Origin of the sequence: Mesorhizobium maamorense (assembly GCF_044998965.1) — a bacterium.
Taxonomy (GTDB): Bacteria; Pseudomonadota; Alphaproteobacteria; order Rhizobiales; family Rhizobiaceae; genus Mesorhizobium.
This window is the reverse complement of sequence record NZ_CP173356.1, coordinates 3,930,542-3,946,780: the sequence shown is the minus strand read 5'-3', so window position 1 is coordinate 3,946,780 and position 16,239 is coordinate 3,930,542. Positions and strand designations below refer to the sequence as shown.

General features: G+C 58.3%; 14 protein-coding genes. 9 read left to right on the top strand and 5 right to left on the bottom strand.

Annotation, left to right across the window (positions count from 1 at the left end; all coding sequences use genetic code 11):
* Positions 1–15 precede the first annotated feature (15 nt).
* The 4 genes from ACIU1A_RS19795 (at position 16) to ACIU1A_RS19780 (ending at position 4,648) form a co-directional block, all read left to right on the top strand.
* Positions 16–1,203 (top strand): extracellular solute-binding protein, encoded by a 1,188-nt coding sequence (locus ACIU1A_RS19795; RefSeq protein WP_224619695.1) that lies wholly within the window; start codon positions 16–18, stop codon positions 1,201–1,203.
* A 455-nt stretch (positions 1,204–1,658) separates the two neighbouring features.
* Complete coding sequence (locus ACIU1A_RS19790; protein ID WP_140558011.1) at positions 1,659–2,744, top strand: type III polyketide synthase; 1,086 nt, start codon at positions 1,659–1,661, stop codon at positions 2,742–2,744.
* Positions 2,745–3,467, top strand: coding sequence for a class I SAM-dependent methyltransferase (locus tag ACIU1A_RS19785; protein WP_140558010.1), 723 nt, complete (start codon positions 2,745–2,747; stop codon positions 3,465–3,467).
* Positions 3,464–4,648, top strand: coding sequence for an NAD(P)/FAD-dependent oxidoreductase (locus tag ACIU1A_RS19780; protein WP_140658145.1), 1,185 nt, complete (start codon positions 3,464–3,466; stop codon positions 4,646–4,648). Before ACIU1A_RS19785 ends, ACIU1A_RS19780 begins: the two co-directional genes overlap by 4 nt.
* Before the next feature lie 124 nt (positions 4,649–4,772).
* Here ACIU1A_RS19780 and ACIU1A_RS19775 read toward each other — a convergent pair whose 3' ends face one another.
* The 4 genes from ACIU1A_RS19775 to ACIU1A_RS19760 all read right to left on the bottom strand — a co-directional run bounded on the left by ACIU1A_RS19775 (position 4,773) and on the right by ACIU1A_RS19760 (position 8,929).
* Positions 4,773–5,078, bottom strand: coding sequence for a hypothetical protein (locus tag ACIU1A_RS19775; protein ID WP_140498458.1), 306 nt, complete (start codon positions 5,076–5,078; stop codon positions 4,773–4,775).
* Positions 5,079–5,255: 177 nt separating this feature from the next.
* Positions 5,256–5,756: a metallophosphoesterase family protein gene (locus ACIU1A_RS19770; RefSeq protein ID WP_404927973.1), complete on the bottom strand. Its 501-nt coding sequence runs from the start codon at positions 5,754–5,756 to the stop codon at positions 5,256–5,258.
* A 79-nt stretch (positions 5,757–5,835) separates the two neighbouring features.
* Positions 5,836–6,165 (bottom strand): DUF768 domain-containing protein, encoded by a 330-nt coding sequence (locus tag ACIU1A_RS19765; RefSeq protein WP_140498457.1) that lies wholly within the window; start codon positions 6,163–6,165, stop codon positions 5,836–5,838.
* A 757-nt stretch (positions 6,166–6,922) separates the two neighbouring features.
* Complete coding sequence (locus tag ACIU1A_RS19760; protein WP_404925067.1) at positions 6,923–8,929, bottom strand: DUF4838 domain-containing protein; 2,007 nt, start codon at positions 8,927–8,929, stop codon at positions 6,923–6,925.
* A gap of 698 nt (positions 8,930–9,627) precedes the next feature.
* Between ACIU1A_RS19760 and ACIU1A_RS19755 the strand changes: the two genes are divergently transcribed.
* From ACIU1A_RS19755 to ACIU1A_RS19735, 5 genes are all read left to right on the top strand, one after another.
* The gene (locus ACIU1A_RS19755) at positions 9,628–9,822 is read left to right on the top strand and encodes a hypothetical protein (RefSeq protein WP_404925066.1); all 195 of its coding nucleotides are present in this window, start codon (positions 9,628–9,630) and stop codon (positions 9,820–9,822) included.
* 485 nt (positions 9,823–10,307) lie between these two features.
* Complete coding sequence (locus ACIU1A_RS19750) at positions 10,308–10,787, top strand: MucR family transcriptional regulator (RefSeq protein WP_318012505.1); 480 nt, start codon at positions 10,308–10,310, stop codon at positions 10,785–10,787.
* Positions 10,788–10,994: 207 nt separating this feature from the next.
* Positions 10,995–12,581: an FAD-dependent oxidoreductase gene (locus ACIU1A_RS19745; RefSeq protein ID WP_404925065.1), complete on the top strand. Its 1,587-nt coding sequence runs from the start codon at positions 10,995–10,997 to the stop codon at positions 12,579–12,581.
* Between the two features lie 440 nt (positions 12,582–13,021).
* Positions 13,022–13,801, top strand: coding sequence for a response regulator transcription factor (locus ACIU1A_RS19740; RefSeq protein ID WP_140498453.1), 780 nt, complete (start codon positions 13,022–13,024; stop codon positions 13,799–13,801).
* 453 nt (positions 13,802–14,254) lie between these two features.
* Positions 14,255–14,692, top strand: a complete 438-nt coding sequence (locus tag ACIU1A_RS19735) for a Crp/Fnr family transcriptional regulator (protein WP_404925064.1) — start codon at positions 14,255–14,257, stop codon at positions 14,690–14,692.
* Between the two features lie 239 nt (positions 14,693–14,931).
* Here ACIU1A_RS19735 and ACIU1A_RS19730 read toward each other — a convergent pair whose 3' ends face one another.
* On the bottom strand, positions 14,932–16,116 hold the full coding sequence (locus ACIU1A_RS19730; protein ID WP_140498450.1) for an acyltransferase: 1,185 nt from the start codon (positions 16,114–16,116) through the stop codon (positions 14,932–14,934).
* Between the last annotated feature and the right edge of the window lie 123 nt (positions 16,117–16,239).

Genomic DNA, 16,239 nt, shown 5'->3' with positions numbered 1-16,239 from the left:
AGGGAGGAGACACCAATGACAACCCGACGCAATGCCCTTCTAACGATCCTGGGTGCTGGCGTTGCCGCGGCGGCAAGGCCGGTTTTCGTGCTTGCCAAGGAGTTCCCGAAGCCGAAGGAACCGCTGGTCATCAATGTGGTCGACGTTGCCGGCGACCTGCAACTCAGCCAGCGGGCGCTTGAAAAGTTCGCCGAGACCCATCCGGAACTGATTTCGAAGTTCGTTTACACGCAGGCGCCCGCGCCCGAACTTGCCGCCAAGCTCAAGGCCCAGCAGGCGGCAGGCCGGTTGGACATCGATTTCGTGCTCACCGGTAACGACGCCCTTGCCGCGGGCATCGACCAGGGATTGTGGACCCAGATCCTGCCTGACTATGCCGATATGTTTCCCAAGCTCGACGAGCGCTACCTACCGGGCGCCTATGCCATGCAGCAGATGGCGAAGGGCCAAGCCTTCGTCGATAGCTGGTATCCGTCAGGCCCGCTCCTGGAATATGCGCCGGATCGGGTCAAGGACCTTCCTGGGACCGCTGAAGAGTTGCTTGCCTGGTGCAAGGCGCATCCGGGAAAGTTCATGTATGCGCGCCCGGCGAATTCCGGCCCCGGCCGAACCTTCGTCATGGGCCTTCCCTACCTGCTCGGCGACAAGGATCCGCTGGATCCTATCGACGGCTGGGAGAAGACCTGGGCCTATCTCAAGGAACTGAACGACTGCATCGACTATTATCCCTCCGGCACGACCGTCACCATGAAGGAACTGGGTGACGGCACGCGCGACATCATCGCCACGACCACCGGATGGGACATCAATCCGCGCTATCTCGGCATCGTTCCCGAAGACTACAAGATTGCGACCCTGAAGGGCTTCCACTGGGTCAGCGACGCCAACTATGTGGCTATCCCAAAGGGCGTTTCCGACGAAAAGCTCGGCGTTCTCCTGCAACTGATCGCCTTCATCCTTGAGCCCGAGCAGCAGGCATTCATGTACGATCACGGCTACATGTACCCCGGCCCGTCGATCAGGGACGTGCCGATAGAGATGGCGCCGCAGGACAGCCAGGACACGATCAAGCGTTTCGGCCGGCCCGAATATGCCGCGATGATCGCCGACAACCCGATCGAACCGCCGCTCGACGCCAAACCGCTGGTTGCCATGTTCGAGAAGTGGGACAAGGAGATCGGCGGGGCCAAAAACGGCAAATAGGGTATCTCCGCGCACCGCCATTCGACAGCGGTTTGTCCCCGCCGCCATGATGGCTAGGCCGCCTTAAACAATACCCCTGGTGGTCCGGGGAAGCCGCCGGTCCACCCGAGATCGCGGTCGACTGGCCAGGCCTTGGCCGGTCAAGGAATGGATGACTCGTCTGGCTATATGGCGGCCGCGATGCCATCCATCCTGATGCGAATGCGGCATCCGTTGCGGTACGGTGCCACATTCGACGCTCGCCCGCCTGCGCAGCCGACAGCGAGGATGCCTCCAATTGCGCTTGGTGCCGCCATTGGCCGGCACCTTGGAAATCGTCGAGGACGAGGGAAGCTTTCATCTGTCCCGAACGTTTATGAGAGTGTTTACCACCTCTCAGGGGCTGGCCCCGACCCGGTCGGGTTCGTAGTCACCGCCCGCGGTACACCAGCCTAAAGCTGTAGGCCGAGGAAAAGATGCCCGCTCAAGCTTTCATCAACCGGATTGCGGCAGCCGTTCCGGAGAATGGCGTTCACCGCTTCTTTCTTCAATTTGCCGGTTCCCAGCTGACGGCAGATCCCCGTCGCCGGGCGATCTTTGATCGCATGGCGGACAGATGCGGAATAGAGCATCGTTATTCGTGCTTTGCGCCCGCCGATGATCCTGAAGGCCCAAGTGTCGATTTGGAGGGTGTTTTCAAACGCGGCGCGTTTCCAGGCACGGCAAAGCGCATGGAGATGTTCGCGGCCACAGCGCCCGCTCTGGCTGAACAGGCCGTGGAGAAGCTCCTTCATGGTCAGGACAGGACCCGTATCACACATTTGATCGTCACCACCTGCACGGGGTTTTCCGCCCCCGGCCTGGATCTGGAAATAATTGCCCGGTGCAACCTGCCGACCTCCATCGAGCGCACAATCCTCGGCTTCATGGGTTGCTATGCAGCGATCAACGCACTCAAGCAGGCACGACACATCATCCGGTCGGAACCCGAGGCCCGGGTTCTGGTGGTCAGCATCGAACTCTGTACGCTTCACCTCAAGGAGACCTCCGACCTTGAAAAGCTGCTCTCGTTCTGCCTGTGGGGCGATGGCTGCTCGGCTGCGTCGGTAAGCGCCAGTCCTTTTGGCATAGGACTGGATAGTTTTCACGCGCTCGTCGATGGCGGCAGCCGCGACCTCATGACCTGGAACATACACGACGACGGTTTCGACATGGTGTTGTCGGGAGAGGTTCCCGCCGCAATCCACCATGCACTCGGCACAGACATAGGCAGCATTCTGGGAAACAGGAGCGTTTCAGACGTCGACCTTTGGGCCGTCCACCCGGGCGGCCGCTCCGTTCTCGACGCAGTGGAGCGCGCGCTGAATCTCCGTTCCGATGCGTTGTCGACCTCCCGCGAGGTCCTTCGTGAAAACGGAAACATGTCCTCTGCTACCGTCATGTTCGTACTCGAGCGAATGCTGCGCGAGGCCACAAAGGAAGACCGTGTGGGTTGTGCCATGGCATTCGGACCTGGCCTGACGACCGAGACGATGATGTTCCACACAGCCGGCGATACCTGAATGGCCAATGATCTCGACCATCGTCGGATCGAGCGGGAACTGCTCGACAATTTGCCTCCCGACGATCCAAGGGCCGTCGGTTCGCGGCGTGATCTCGCCTGGATAAACGCACTGATGTTTCAGAGCGCGATCATGGCCAGCCTGTTGAAGGCAAGCGTGCGCAAAAGCCCGACCAGATTTTTGGAAATTGGTTCCGGCGATGGAGCATTCATGCTTTCCGTCGCAAAGCGCCTCGCCCGGCGCTGGACAGATGTCGACCTGGTCATGCTTGACCAGTTCAACCTCATTTCAGACAGGCGGTTCGCTGATTTCTACGCACTTGGTTGGCGGGTCGAAACCATCATCGATGATGTCTTCGAATGGATCCAAAACCCCCGAGCCGGCGCCTTCGATGTGGTATCGGCCAACTTGTTTCTGCACCATTTTCCGGACGCAGCCCTGAAACGCCTGTTTTTGGCGATTCGCCCTCTGGCGCCAGTGTTTCTCGCCACCGAGCCGAGCCGAAACGCCATTGCCTTAAGAGCCTGCTCGCTTCTGCATGTCATTGGCGCGAACGAGGTGACTTTGCACGATGCGCCGGCAAGCGTCCGCGCCGGTTTTGCGGGTGATGAGCTTTCCAGCCTATGGCCCCCGGATTTCAGGCGCCAGTGTGCAGAACGCAGAATTGGACCGTTTACCCATGCCTTCCTTGCCGTCGACCGCGCTTCGGAAGGTTTGCCATGATGTACGACGCCATCGTCATAGGCGCCGGGCCAAGTGGTTCTTCGGTGGCCTTGGCTTTGAGCGGCCAGGGGCGCGCCGTTGCCATCGTCGAGCGAAGTGAATTCCCGCGCCGCAAAGTTTGCGGGGAATTCATGTCTGCGGTCAATCTGGATCTATTGGATAGATTGGGCGGAGGCGCCGCGGTTCGCGCCAAAGCCGGTCCGGAGGTCAAGCGGGTTGCACTTTTTGCATCGGGTCCCGGCACGGATGCGGGCATGCCGCGGGCCGCGGGAGATGCATTTGGACGCGCGCTCGGGCGCGACGTTCTGGATGGCATGCTTTTGGATGCGGCTCGCGATGCCGGAGCCGACGTGTTCCAGCCTTGGCGGGCGGCGGAGATCACCACCGATGGTGACAACGCTATGGTTCGGATCGAAAGCAAGCACGATCAGGGAGTTCTCGTTGCGCCGGTCGTTATTGCCGCGCATGGCTCGTGGGAACAAGGAAGGCTTCCGACGAACCTGCCGAAAACCAACGCGCCGCACGATCTTTTCGGATTCAAGGCTCATTTCACCGGCGCTGAGCTCGACCGCGACCTCATGCCCCTGCTGGCATTTCCGGGCGGCTATGGCGGCATGGTCTGGGCCGACCGGAACAGGATGTCGCTGTCGTGCTGCATGCGCCGCGACGTCTTGATCAGGCTACGCGAAAAAGGCAACGTCTCGTCGGCAGCCCAAGCTGTTCATGCCCATATCCTTGCTTCGTGTCCCCGTGTCGCCTCCACGATCGTGAATGCCACGCTCGATGGCGAATGGCTCGCCACAGGTCCCATACGGCCTGGCATTCGTCCACGTTTTGCCGACGACATATTTCGGGTGGGCAACCTCGCCGGTGAGTCCCATCCCATCATCGCTGAAGGCATATCGATGGCCCTGCAGTCAGGCTGGTTGCTAGCCAACGAACTGGCCAGGTTCGGCCGTTGGGACCGGGCGGCGAGGATTGCTGTTGGCCGCCGCTATTCGAAGGTCTGGAACAGCCAATTTGCCACCCGCATTCGCGTGGCTGCCTTGTTGGCACGCCTTGCCTCCCATCCCATGTCCGCTGCCGCGATGAACACGTTCGTGAGCGGCTTCCCGAACAGCCTGACGCTGGGAGCCAGATTGACCGGCAAAACGAAACCGCTGCCGATCGGGTGCGACTGAGAGGCTCAAGACTTTGTGCTCCAAGACGCTATAGCGGTCATGCACTCCGTCTTTCGATAGGCCCAGCCTTGCGATTCGACATGATGTCTCAGGCCCGGTCATCGCCGGGCCTGAGCTGGCGGAACTATTTGTTGCAATTTTGGGACGGCGAGGTGGCAGTGCCGCTGGCGGTATTGGTGTCGACGTCATTGCCCGCAGTGTCCTTGCAACGGTCATTCATGCCGTTTGGTGTTGTCGTGGTCGAGTTCGTCGCATTCGGATCAGTTGTGACGGTCCCCGTGGTGCTGCCGGAGCCGTTGACGCTCGTGCCGCTGTTGTTCATGCCGCCGCCTGCGGTACCGCCGGCATTGCCCGAGCCGCTCGTTTGGGCCAGGGCGGATGTGGCGAGCGCTAAGGACAGGGCGGATGCGACCAAGATCGTTTTCATCATAAGTGCCTCCATTGGTTAAATCGCTTGTTGCGATCACTTTCCCAACGGAGCGCCGTCCTTGTTGTTCCTGTAACGGAAAATCGTGATCGATCTTCATTCTTGTCCGGCTTTGATGCTGAGCGAAGCACATCCAGAACTGTATAAAGGACGACTGCGGTCAGTGGCGACGGGCCACGCTCAGCCTGATCGACGGTTGTGCTTGCTGAGCAGGATCGGCAGGGAAACCGGCCGGAAATTCCACACGTCAACGCCGACATCACGCTGGCGAGTAAGCGGCTTCAGCTTGCCATGCGAATGGCCGTGCAAATTCACCGATCCCTTGCCCATCTGATTCCAGGTCCGAAACGGATAATGGCACAGGATGAGGAGGGTGCCGTCCACCACCAGTTCCGCATAGTGCTGGATGCTGGCCCAGCCAGATGCGAGCGTTGCATCGCTTCCGTCATTGTTGCCGATGATCAGGTGCTTGCGCCCATTGAGCTGCGACAGGATGTTTTCGATGCCGGCCTTCGGGCGGGCAAAATCACCCAGATGCCAGATCTCGTCGTCCGAGCCGACGGTCTCGTTCCAGAGGCTCATCAGCGCCGCGTCATGCGTTGCCAGCGAGCCGAACGGCCGCCGATCAATTCGCAGGATGCGTGGATCGTTGAAATGAGTATCGCTCGTGAAGAAGATCATCCTGTGCGCGACTTCCCTCGCTGATCGACCCAGCCCGATACGCCGGACTAACGATCCGGTATTCGGCTGTACGCGCTCGTCAGCTTCCTTCCTTACGGCCGTCACCGGCGGCAGACGCTGAGTGTTCAGGCTCCGCAGCCTCAAGACCTTCGATAATCGGCGTAAGCGAGCCATCTTCCTCCGGAACTGGTTGCCGGCCGTTGGCTGCGTTCGCCTTGTCGAGGGCCTGCTGGATGGCGTCCTCTATGTTGCCGATATCTTCTTCGCGAACCTCGCGCCCGTATCCTGCGGCGTCCGCATCCTGCTCGAATTGCTGGGCCAACACCGCGACGCTGACTTGCGTGTCGGTCGCCAGGTTTCCGACATTCTCCTGCAGCCAGGTTCGAAAGAACTCGATCGTCGCGCTCATATTGCCTCCTGAACCGGACAACTGCTGCTGAGAGCGGTTGTTCCATGTTCCTGGCTACACTTTGCGGACTCTTGTGACGTTGACCTTGGGTACCGGGGATCCGATGAACGCGCCGGTTGAGCATGGCCATTGCCGCTGCCATCGGTGCCGCGGCCCTTGCCGTCGGCAACACACGGTATCCGAACGGAGTAGCCCCAAACTGTCAGCTTACAATTTGCAGTCATAGGTTACAGACTTCCCGTGTTCTATAAAGGGAGGTGGGAAGTACCTGGGCCTAACAATACTCTAGGGCGCGGTTGAAGGTTCGCCTTCGAATCGCGAAATGCCCAGGTGGTTCACAGCTCCCAAAACAATGGGAGGTGTCAGCCAAACAGGATGAAAATCGGGTTTCGGACCCTAGTCCCCTCGGTCCGATCCACCGGTTCAAGGGCAACGTAACACAACTCAAAGCCGACAGGAAAAATGCAGTCCGGCAAGTCTCGGCCTCACATCGGGAAACCAGAGCCAGGCACCGACTTCCGCGCAGCACGACGTGTCCTCTCCGGCGATTGAGGAAAAATTGCGAGGTGATTGTCGTGTCTGTCGCCTGTCTTGACGCAGTCCCCCCGTTCATGGACAGAAGCGCTCCCGCAACTGCACCGAGCACAGTCGGCAGTGCCTGGCACAACGCCGACCACCTCTCCCTAGCTGGCCAGGGCGCGATATCGCGCGGCTTGGCCAGCTAGCTTCCCGCAAATCTTCTTTCAAAATAGATGGATCATTCCGGATCAAGGTCCGGAGATTGAATCGCAAAGCCCGGCAGGATCCAACTCTGGCTCTCCACCCACGCGCAGTGATTCATGTTGGATATCCACATATGCTCATATGATCGCCGAAATTGCAGCAACGCTTCCAGTTCCGGCTTTCCGCGCTCATAGGCGGATTGCGGATCGCCGAGCGTGAGCTTGCTGGCCGCTCGCGAGCACAGCTTCGCATGCTGCAATCCCAGCTCAAGAAACTTCACCCGCATCGAGGCTTCCGGATCTTGGATTGCGGAGGCTGCCGCCCTGTCAAGCAAGGCTTCCGCCGGCGCGAAACTCTCCTCTGGATAGACAGCGTGCGCCGCCTTCGCCCAGCTTCGCCAACGAGATGCTCCAAGAGCCTCGAACCCCTCCCGCAGCTGGGCGCGAGCGTTCGAAGTATACGCCTGCCAATAATCAAAATAGCTTTTGACGTCGTCGGCCGCAGGTCCGAAGGCTGAATAATATTCCGACAACAATGACTCCACGGCAGTCTCAGGATGTGTCTGCAGGCGCATCAACAAATAGAGATTTGGACCTTGCGTCGCCCAATGGCCTGTCAGCGAGTCAAAATCGGTTCCGACCATCCCGTTTCGCGCCGCGTTCTGAAACTCGTCGGCGAACTGGCCGGCGAATATGTGCGGCATGCAGTAGCCATCCAGGAAATAGTTGGTGCGCATCAACACCTGGGCAGTCGTTGCCGCCCATCCGCGCCACTGGTCTTTTATCCAGTCCTGCTCTTCGCCGCTGCGTGGATAGTACCAGGCCGATGGGCAAAACCCGATCAGGATATTCGGGTTCAACTTGATTCCCGATGTCGGTGCCGCGAAGTAATTCATATAGGCGTATCCCACCACGACCGCGTTAGGGTCGTCTTTCGCGGCTATCCGCTGAATGGCTTGCCATGAACGCGCATAGCGGTCCGATACGAAAGGCTTGCTGGCGATCTTCGACTTCGACGGAATGAACTTTCGATAGTCAGGCGGCTCTGGGCCATCCAGCGCTTTGCATATTTCGCACTCGCACTGCCCCGGGATGTCGTTCTCGACCGCATTGACGAAAGTTGGCTGTCCCGCAGAGGCGCTCCGATGCTCACGCCATTGCGAGACGATCTCTTCTCGCAAGCCCGGATTGGAAATGCACATCGAGAAGCGAGCGCCCAGCCTCACCGGGCCCCGTTTGCCTCTGACCAATTGAAACCATTCGGGATGCTCGGTACCATACCGCTGCCACCAGTCGACGAAAGCGTGACCGTAGTTCGTGGGTACTCTGCGGCCCATTCGGTGGCGACGCAGGAACGTGGCCTGGGCTTTCATATATTCTTTCGCCGCTGCTGCGGTGAAACCCATTTCGGGATGTTCTTCGCTCGTGAAGCCAGCCCCAGCGCGCACGCGACGCTGCATGAACCGGGGCGTAACGACGTAATCAAGCGCGGGGATCACCAAGGACTGTGCCTTTGGGACAAACGTTCCCAGCTCACCTGGCCATAGCCATCGGACACCGAAATAGCGATCAAGGAGCTCGTACACGCCGAAGAGGGTGCCCGCGGACGTGTTTTGGTCGAGCGCACTGCCGGGATGATCGAGGCCGGCGATGCACAGATGGTTGCCGACGGTTCGGATGATACAGGTTTCACGCGCCAATGCGCCGAATGTGATTCCGGCTGCCCGGGCGAACCGGGTGTCGCCCAGAAAAATATGGGCGGCGTTACGCAGGCCAGCCGGCGAGACATGGTTTTCAGTTGTGATGGCAGGTTGGATGCCGGTCGCTTTTTTTATGTGCCAGCCGAGTTCCGTGGCGGCGTAGTGAACAGAGCCACTCGGCTGATCCGAAGTAACGAGCGTTGCCGCAGGTCTGCCGCGGGCGATAAGCGTTACGCCAGCTGAAGATTGAGTGGCCGCTTTGCCAGGGTTGGTAAAGCCAAGCCAGTGTAACAGGCCCAGAACCGTTCCCTGTGCAAACGTCCTTCGCGATAACGGCCCCATGCCAAAGACCTCACCTATGCGCGCGCATCCAAGAATGTAGACCCATTTTACGAGGACGGGCGTTCACAACAATTTGTATCACGTAAGCTTTGCATGCTTCAGCCGTTACGTTTCCCTTACCCGCATGCCGATCCATTGATGGCCAGTCTGCAGTTCGGGACCAAGACGAAGATCAGCGTGTGAGGGTTCTCTTTGTATAATAGTATAATAGGTACATACACGCAGAGTCCCATATCATTTAAAGGGTGCAAAGAATTAATCGAGATATACGCGATATTTTTCGGGAAAAACTATCCATCTCCACGGGATAAGCAATGCCCTCTTTTGGAGGCTTATCATGATCAAACACATTCTTTTGACAATCTCACTGAGTGCTTCAGTGGCTTCTTTCATCTCGCCGTTTTGCCGATTCCGGACAAAGACCGGGTCGTCCGAGGCCGGCCCGATCGGGTGGCACCTGCGGATCTGGTGAAAAACCGCTGGCAAGTCTGGCGGGTGCGGAGAGGACGGCAAAGGCGGCCAAATAGCTCCAGCCTGGGGATATCGCCCAATTCAATACTCCGCTGGCGTAGCCAGCGGAGGCAGTTTTCACCGCTGTGCGACCCATTTGCGCAAACCAATGGTGAAGTCCTCACGATCTGGGAACTCTCATCCGCCATGTTCGTTACTGCTCCACATTATGGAGAGACGGGGGTCGGATGGATTTTTCGAAACGCAGGGACTGGGAAGCTCTAGCCAGCACCCTCGACATCAACATCTATCAGCGTTCAAAGACAGTGTGGATTGCGGCTGGAAAGTACCGCGGCAAAGACATTGAAGTGAAAGGCCGCTCGCCAAGCATCGCACTCGCATTGTGGAAGGAAGCTGCGGGCTATACCGGCTCGGAGTGGTAGAAAGAGCGGTTCGTCAAGCCGCGCCGCTCAGGTCCAAGCGCCCATGCACAATACAAGGCGCAAGCATTGTTCAAGGCTTACGGGCCTGGACATGTGTTGCGCCGGCCGCGTGGACAATCGTGACTTCAAGCGCGCCATGAAGCTCCAGACACGACAGCCTTGAACAAGTCGAGCCGTCGCGAATAAGTCGAGCCGTCGCAGCGAGGCGGCGCTGGATATCGATTTGACGGTCGATACCGGTACGTGACATGTGCGCACCGGCATCGGATCAGTGAGGTCTTGCCGGCTTAGCTGTGCCGCCGGTGTTGCCGGTTTCGCCGCTGCGATCACGGGATCGGGATTGGCAAGCGGTACCACTTTTGGATGGATCGACTGCCGCCAAGGGACAATTGACACAAACGGCACCTGGGGATGGCATTGGGCCATGCAAGGAGCGGGGCATCAGGAGCATTCTCCTGTGACGGTGGGCAATCCTTCAATGAGCGATGCAGAACGTGCTCCGCGCCTCGGCCACGGAAGATAGCCTTCTTCAGGCAATGAGCGGACTCATGGACTCTGACCCCGCCGACCACATTGAGCTAACCGCTGATATTGTTTCGGCCTATGTCAGGAAAAACCGGACGTCGCCTTCCGATCTGGTTGACCTGATCCAGAATGTCGGCCGTGCTTTGCAAAAGCTTGCCGTGGGCGATCACCAGCCCGAACCGAAACCTGTTCCAGCCGTGCCGATCCGCAAGTCGGTGACCCCTGACTTCATCGTCAACCTGGAGGACGGGCGCCGCATGAAATCCTTGAAGCGGTATCTGACATCCATCGGCATGACGCCAGCGCAATATCGCCAGAAATGGGGCTTGCCGCCGGATTATCCGATTGTGGCGCCAAATTTAACTGCGTTGCGCTCGGAGGCAGCCAAGAGGATCAGGCTTGGACAACGGAATGCCAGTGGCCGAACTTCCAGAGGCTAACCGAATGGAGCACAGGGCGAGGCTCCGGCAGTTCTCGCGTCGTTGGTCGTATCGTGACATTTGTTTTCTTCGGATCGCAAGTTTGACGTGCCCGCCCGATGCCAGCGGGACCAACAGCCAAATGGGGCTGGGGGCAAGGCGCAAATGGCCACGCTCTCACAGGCGTGCAATTGCTGGTCCCGATCGACACCATGCCCGATCGACGCCATGATTGAAGATTGCAACGCGTTTCCGCAAGGCATGCGCCTGGAGGCGGATGTGTGCATCGTGGGAGCGGGTGCCGCTGGCCTGGCGATAGCATCACAACTAGAAGGCACGCGGCATCGCATATGCGTCATCGAAAGCGGTGGCATGACGTACGAGCACTGGCGCCAACGGCTGTCGCGCGGGCTTTCCGTGGGTCAACCTTACGAAGCTCTTGATCTTTGCCGCCTTCGTCAGTTCGGCGGGAGCACAGGCAAGGCTGGTTGGGGCGGATGGTGCAAGATGTTGGACCATGGCGATTTCGAGCACCGGCCCTGGATACCCCTGAGTGGTTGGCCCGTCGCCCATAAATCATTACTACCCCATTATGAGACCGCAGCCCGCCTGCTCGGAATCGACGACCTGCTGACCGATTGGCCGACTTCCGCGGTCATGCCTGAAAACGGGCCGCTCTTTTCGGAACGCTGCTTTCTCAGTCCCACTCCGGATCTCGGAGCAACGCTTCGCAAGAAGCTTCAGGACGCAAAAAACGTCCAGGTCGTGCTGCATGCCACGGCGCTGCGGCTCGACACCGACGACTGCGGAAGGCGGGTTCGCTCCATCGAGGTAGCGAGAACGCCGAACAAACGATTCCAGATTGCTGCGCGATTTTTCGTGCTGGCCTGCGGCGGTATCGAAAACGCGCGCCTGCTCCTTGTTTCAAACCGACAGGCGCCGAATGGCATAGGAAACCAGTATGACCTGGTTGGCCGCTATTTCATGGAGCATCCCCGGGTAAAATGGGGAAGCTTGCAAGTCAGCCAGCCCGACAACATGATAGACCTCCACGTGCCTTGGACCCGCACGACCGGATTGTCGCCTGAAAACCGCGGCACCAATGATGCATTCGGACTGGCGCTGCGGCCCGAAATACGTGCAAGCGAGCGCCTCCTCGATTCCCGCACATGGATCAAGCCTGGGCCTTGCGTCAATCATATGGATGGTTCCGAAGCTTTGCAGTATCTTACCTTCTGGCTGCGGAGAGGCCGGCTGCATCGCGACCTTATCAAATGCGGCCGAACTATCCTGATGCATCCGGCGGGAGCAATATCGGCAGGTTTCGAACGGATCTGGCACTCACGTCGGCGTGCAAGGCATTTTCATTTTGACACGATACTGGAACAAGAACCGGATCCGGCAAGCCGCGTCACGCTCGATACAAGGCTCGACGAGTTCAGTCTGCCCCGTGTGAAGCTGCAATGGAACGTGGGGCCTCTCGTCCGACGGACGCTTGAGCGTGTCCAGGCGATCATCACTGAAGAGATGAAGCGGCTGGGGCATAGAAGCGCCGTTCATCCAGGCCAGGACAAAAACCCGGCGGGGGAGCGAGACATTCCATATCACTGGGTTCGACACCACATGGGCACGACGAGAATGAGCGACGACCCGCGAACCGGCGTGGTCGATAGTTCGTGCCAGGTGCACGGCCTCGCAAATCTGTTCGTCGCCGGCAGCTCGGTCTTCCCGACCGGAGGCAACGACATGCCCACCCTCACCATTGTCGCGCTCGCTATCAGACTGGGCCAGCACTTGCGGCAAAGCCTCGAATAAGCTCGCCTCCACCTTCGCCAAAGCGGTCAATCGACGAGGAAAGGGAGCAGGCTGCGACGTCTCATGCCGCAGGTCCGCCATATGGAATATGCCGGCTCCTGAATGTAATTTTACGCTTTGCCGAGAAAGTGTGCGCGTTTTGAGCGAAGGTCTGACCAACGGCTCACATAGCCACCCCTGTTCAGCTCTTTGTCGTAACGATTCTGGATGACCGCTACTTCCGTAGCTACCCCCTATTGGTAAGCGCATGGACTTCGAAGCCAACTATAATACTGCAACCACGACTTTTTCACTTTGATTGCTTGGGGAAACCGAAATTTTGGCCGCGCTGTGCGTTTTGTCACACCACCACCTCCGGTCCACAAGCTATTACTAAAGTGTTAAGGTATGGGTTTAAAAGCGAAATCTCCGTTGGGGCGAGATTTGCGCGGGGGTGAGTCATGACAAGTTTTTTGCCTGCGAATGATCGGACGGACAAAACTGATCTTGATCAATATCCATCTATTCTCGACGTCAATCGTCTCTCACCGTCCTCGGGAGAGGGAATCGAGATTGCAATCATCGATGGCCGGCCTTTGATGTGTGACTGCTTCAGCAGAAGCCTCGAAATCATCGAGCCATCATTTCATATCCAGCATTACGCGTCGGTCGAAGCTTTCGACATGGCGGATCCCGAAGAAACGCAGAGAGTTTCGACGGTCCTGATGTGTGTGATGTGGTCGAACTCCCAGGCGGACTATCATCTTTCCCAGATAGGCCATCTGAAAGCGACCAGGCCCGAGGTAGGGGTGGTCATCCTATCGGATATCGAGAACTTTGAGGACATTCTCAAAGTGGTCGAAAACGGCGCGCGTGGCTATATTCCTACCAGCGTCAGGTTGCAGGTGGCCGCCAAGGCCATCCAGCTTGTCGCGGCGGGCGGAACTTTCGTCCCGCCCAGTGTTCTCTTTCATTCAGGACGCGCCGTCACCGACGGTCAGTCCGCGACCAAGCAGCAGCCGCACGGAGACAACACTTTTACCTCGCGTCAGATGTCTGTCATCGAGGCATTGCGTCGAGGAAAGGCGAACAAGGTCATCGCGTACGAGCTCAACATGTGTGAAAGTACGGTCAAGGTACACATTCGGAATGTCATGAAAAAACTTCGTGCGAGAAACCGTACCGAAGTCGCCTACATACTCAACACAACGCCGTATGAAGGGATTGCCATACGGAATTGAAATATGGGTGCCGCCTCACTCAACGAGTAATGGTTCTTGACGGACCGTTTTAGTAGATGTGATTTGCTTGAGTTTGGGGAGCAGCCGCAACGGAAGCGGCTGCGAACCTTTGCAAGGGGGCGCTACCCAGGATGAAACAACCGCCCGTTCGATATCCAGGCCCGCAGACTGACGGGGAGATCACCTCCGTAGCTGATGCCAACCATATGCACGGGCCGGATTTGAAAAATATCGAGCATTTCAGCAATGTTAAGTCGTCCACGCTGATCGAGATAGACCGCCGCTGTCGTTGGTTGCATCTCAATGAAGGGGACGTCCTGGTCCCGGCCGGCGAAAGTGTCGACCGGCTTTTTTTCTGCTCGAGGGCGAGCTTCGAGCGCTCGTTTATACCCGCAATGGCAAGATTGTGTCGCTCCCCCTGCGCATCGTGGCTCGCTTGTTAACGGAATTGCCTTGAGCGGCGACATCCAGATGCCATATTCGGTCGAAGCGGCGGGACCATGCACTATCGCTTCGATCGGCAGTCGTGCCTTTCTGGACATAGTCAAGCAGGATCCTGAAGCCCTGCATGCGGTTGTACAATTGTTGGTTGAACGTCAGCAGGTGCTTGTCGAGCACATCGTTGAGCTTTCGACGCTCAACGTTCGGTCCCGGGTGCATAAGGAGTTGCTGCGCTTATGCGCTGAAGACATCGGAGCCGACGGTTCGGCGAGGATTTCTCCTATCCCGACCCATACGGATCTGGCCCACCGCATTGGCACCCACCGCGAGGCGGTGGCACGCGAGTTGAGCTACCTGCAAAACATCGGACTCGTGCTGCGCCACGCCAAAGAGCTTTACGTGCCTGATGTATCCCGTATCGCCGACCTTGTGGCAAAGTCGGACGACTAAATCGTAGGCGATGCGTCGGGGCACCTTTCGAGAGTGGTCGCGATCTCTGAGATTGCTGGGTTGCATTGGGACCGGACGTCGGTTGTGTTTGGGCTTGATCTACGCTGGCCCTGAGCGGCAGCCGAGGTGCTCCAAGGTGACTGATAGGCAGCTTCGCCTGCTCATTCGGCTAGTTCAAGACGACCAGTCTGCTATCTATCCGCCTCAAAAAAGCCGCAGGCCGCCGCGCAACGGCGATCCTACCCCCTTAGCCATGCCGCACGTTTGGCATTTGACGCCAGCCAAAGCCGCATCGCGCTTGGCTGCGAGGCCGAGCGATAGATCTTCTGATGATAGACAAACTCATAGGGCCACAGCTCAAGCGTTCGGTTCGCGAAATGCGTCAGTACCCAGGTGATCGCCGCCGCCGCCAAAATGAAGGCGCTCATCGATAGGACAACATTGCCGGAAAAAAGATGGGCGCGGGAAAACAGCGAGCGTGTCAGAAGATACGTGTAGGGATGCACCAGATACAGGCTGTAGCTCACCGTTCCGAAGTATCGAAGCAGCCGATTGCCAAGGAGTAGTGCCGTCAAGCTGTTCCGCGACACTGCAAGGCAGAAGTAGAGCCCCGTCGCGACCATGAGCAAGGGAAGCTCGGCATTTTGGAAATCGGACCAGTGATAGTCGTAATGGCCGCGGCTGGCGAGAAAGACGCAAGCTGCCAGCGCCCCGCTCTCGGCAAGCCGATGGCGGCCCCGGTTTACCCATTCAAATCGGTCGTAGGCAAGGCGGATCAGCCCGCCGGCAAGAAAATACAAGGCGATCGGGTACCGGGCGATAAAGAGCGCCGCGAGAAGACCGAGCGCAATTGTGCCGAGTCTGGTTGGGCGACGAACCGTCAGGAAAACGAACGCTGCCGTAAACACATAGAACCAGACCTCGAAGGTCAGGCTCCACGCGTTCGGCGTCAATTGCTCGGTATGGGTTGCAAGGTTCAGGAATGTCAGTCCTGCCAGAACCGCTGTGAGATTGTTGGTTTCGGGATAAAAGTTGGTGGTTGCGTTCAGCAAGATGAAAAGCAGGCTTAGCGCGAAAAACAGAGGGTAGAGGCGCAGGAACCGTCGGGCAGCAAACTGAGCGGGACTATAGCGTATCGCACTGGGCAGGATGACGAAGCCACTGATAACGAAGAAAAGGCAGACTCCGAAAGTGCCGAAATTCCAGAAGGGCGTAATGCGGTCGACATAGGCCGAATTGGAGGCGTAGACGTGCTCCGCCGTGCCGCCCAGGAGGTGAGCGAAGAAGACCATAAGAGAAGCAATGCCGCGCAACCCATGCGCGGCTACATTGAACGAATTGTCGCCAGCCGGCTTCGCTGACGCTTCGACGGGAAAATGCTGCGGACCCGATGAGTTCTGAGGATGGAGATGTGCAACGGTCATCTGAGCCTTCAAGTTGGATCCCGCAGACCATTTCACCGTACACCATCCCAGGTCTCGCAATGCTCGGGAATTCGAAGGACACCCCCGCCCAAAAGTAGTGGGCTGCCGCAGAAAAACTCCACC

Coding starts and splice junctions, on each gene's coding strand:
- ACIU1A_RS19795 (WP_224619695.1), top strand. CDS start 16: ATGACAACCCGACGCAATGCCCTTCTAACGATCCTGGGTGCTGGCGTT.
- ACIU1A_RS19790 (WP_140558011.1), top strand. CDS start 1,659: ATGCCCGCTCAAGCTTTCATCAACCGGATTGCGGCAGCCGTTCCGGAG.
- ACIU1A_RS19785 (WP_140558010.1), top strand. CDS start 2,745: ATGGCCAATGATCTCGACCATCGTCGGATCGAGCGGGAACTGCTCGAC.
- ACIU1A_RS19780 (WP_140658145.1), top strand. CDS start 3,464: ATGATGTACGACGCCATCGTCATAGGCGCCGGGCCAAGTGGTTCTTCG.
- ACIU1A_RS19775 (WP_140498458.1), bottom strand. CDS start 5,078: ATGATGAAAACGATCTTGGTCGCATCCGCCCTGTCCTTAGCGCTCGCC.
- ACIU1A_RS19770 (WP_404927973.1), bottom strand. CDS start 5,756: ATGATCTTCTTCACGAGCGATACTCATTTCAACGATCCACGCATCCTG.
- ACIU1A_RS19765 (WP_140498457.1), bottom strand. CDS start 6,165: ATGAGCGCGACGATCGAGTTCTTTCGAACCTGGCTGCAGGAGAATGTC.
- ACIU1A_RS19760 (WP_404925067.1), bottom strand. CDS start 8,929: ATGGGGCCGTTATCGCGAAGGACGTTTGCACAGGGAACGGTTCTGGGC.
- ACIU1A_RS19755 (WP_404925066.1), top strand. CDS start 9,628: ATGGATTTTTCGAAACGCAGGGACTGGGAAGCTCTAGCCAGCACCCTC.
- ACIU1A_RS19750 (WP_318012505.1), top strand. CDS start 10,308: ATGCAGAACGTGCTCCGCGCCTCGGCCACGGAAGATAGCCTTCTTCAG.
- ACIU1A_RS19745 (WP_404925065.1), top strand. CDS start 10,995: ATGATTGAAGATTGCAACGCGTTTCCGCAAGGCATGCGCCTGGAGGCG.
- ACIU1A_RS19740 (WP_140498453.1), top strand. CDS start 13,022: ATGACAAGTTTTTTGCCTGCGAATGATCGGACGGACAAAACTGATCTT.
- ACIU1A_RS19730 (WP_140498450.1), bottom strand. CDS start 16,116: ATGACCGTTGCACATCTCCATCCTCAGAACTCATCGGGTCCGCAGCAT.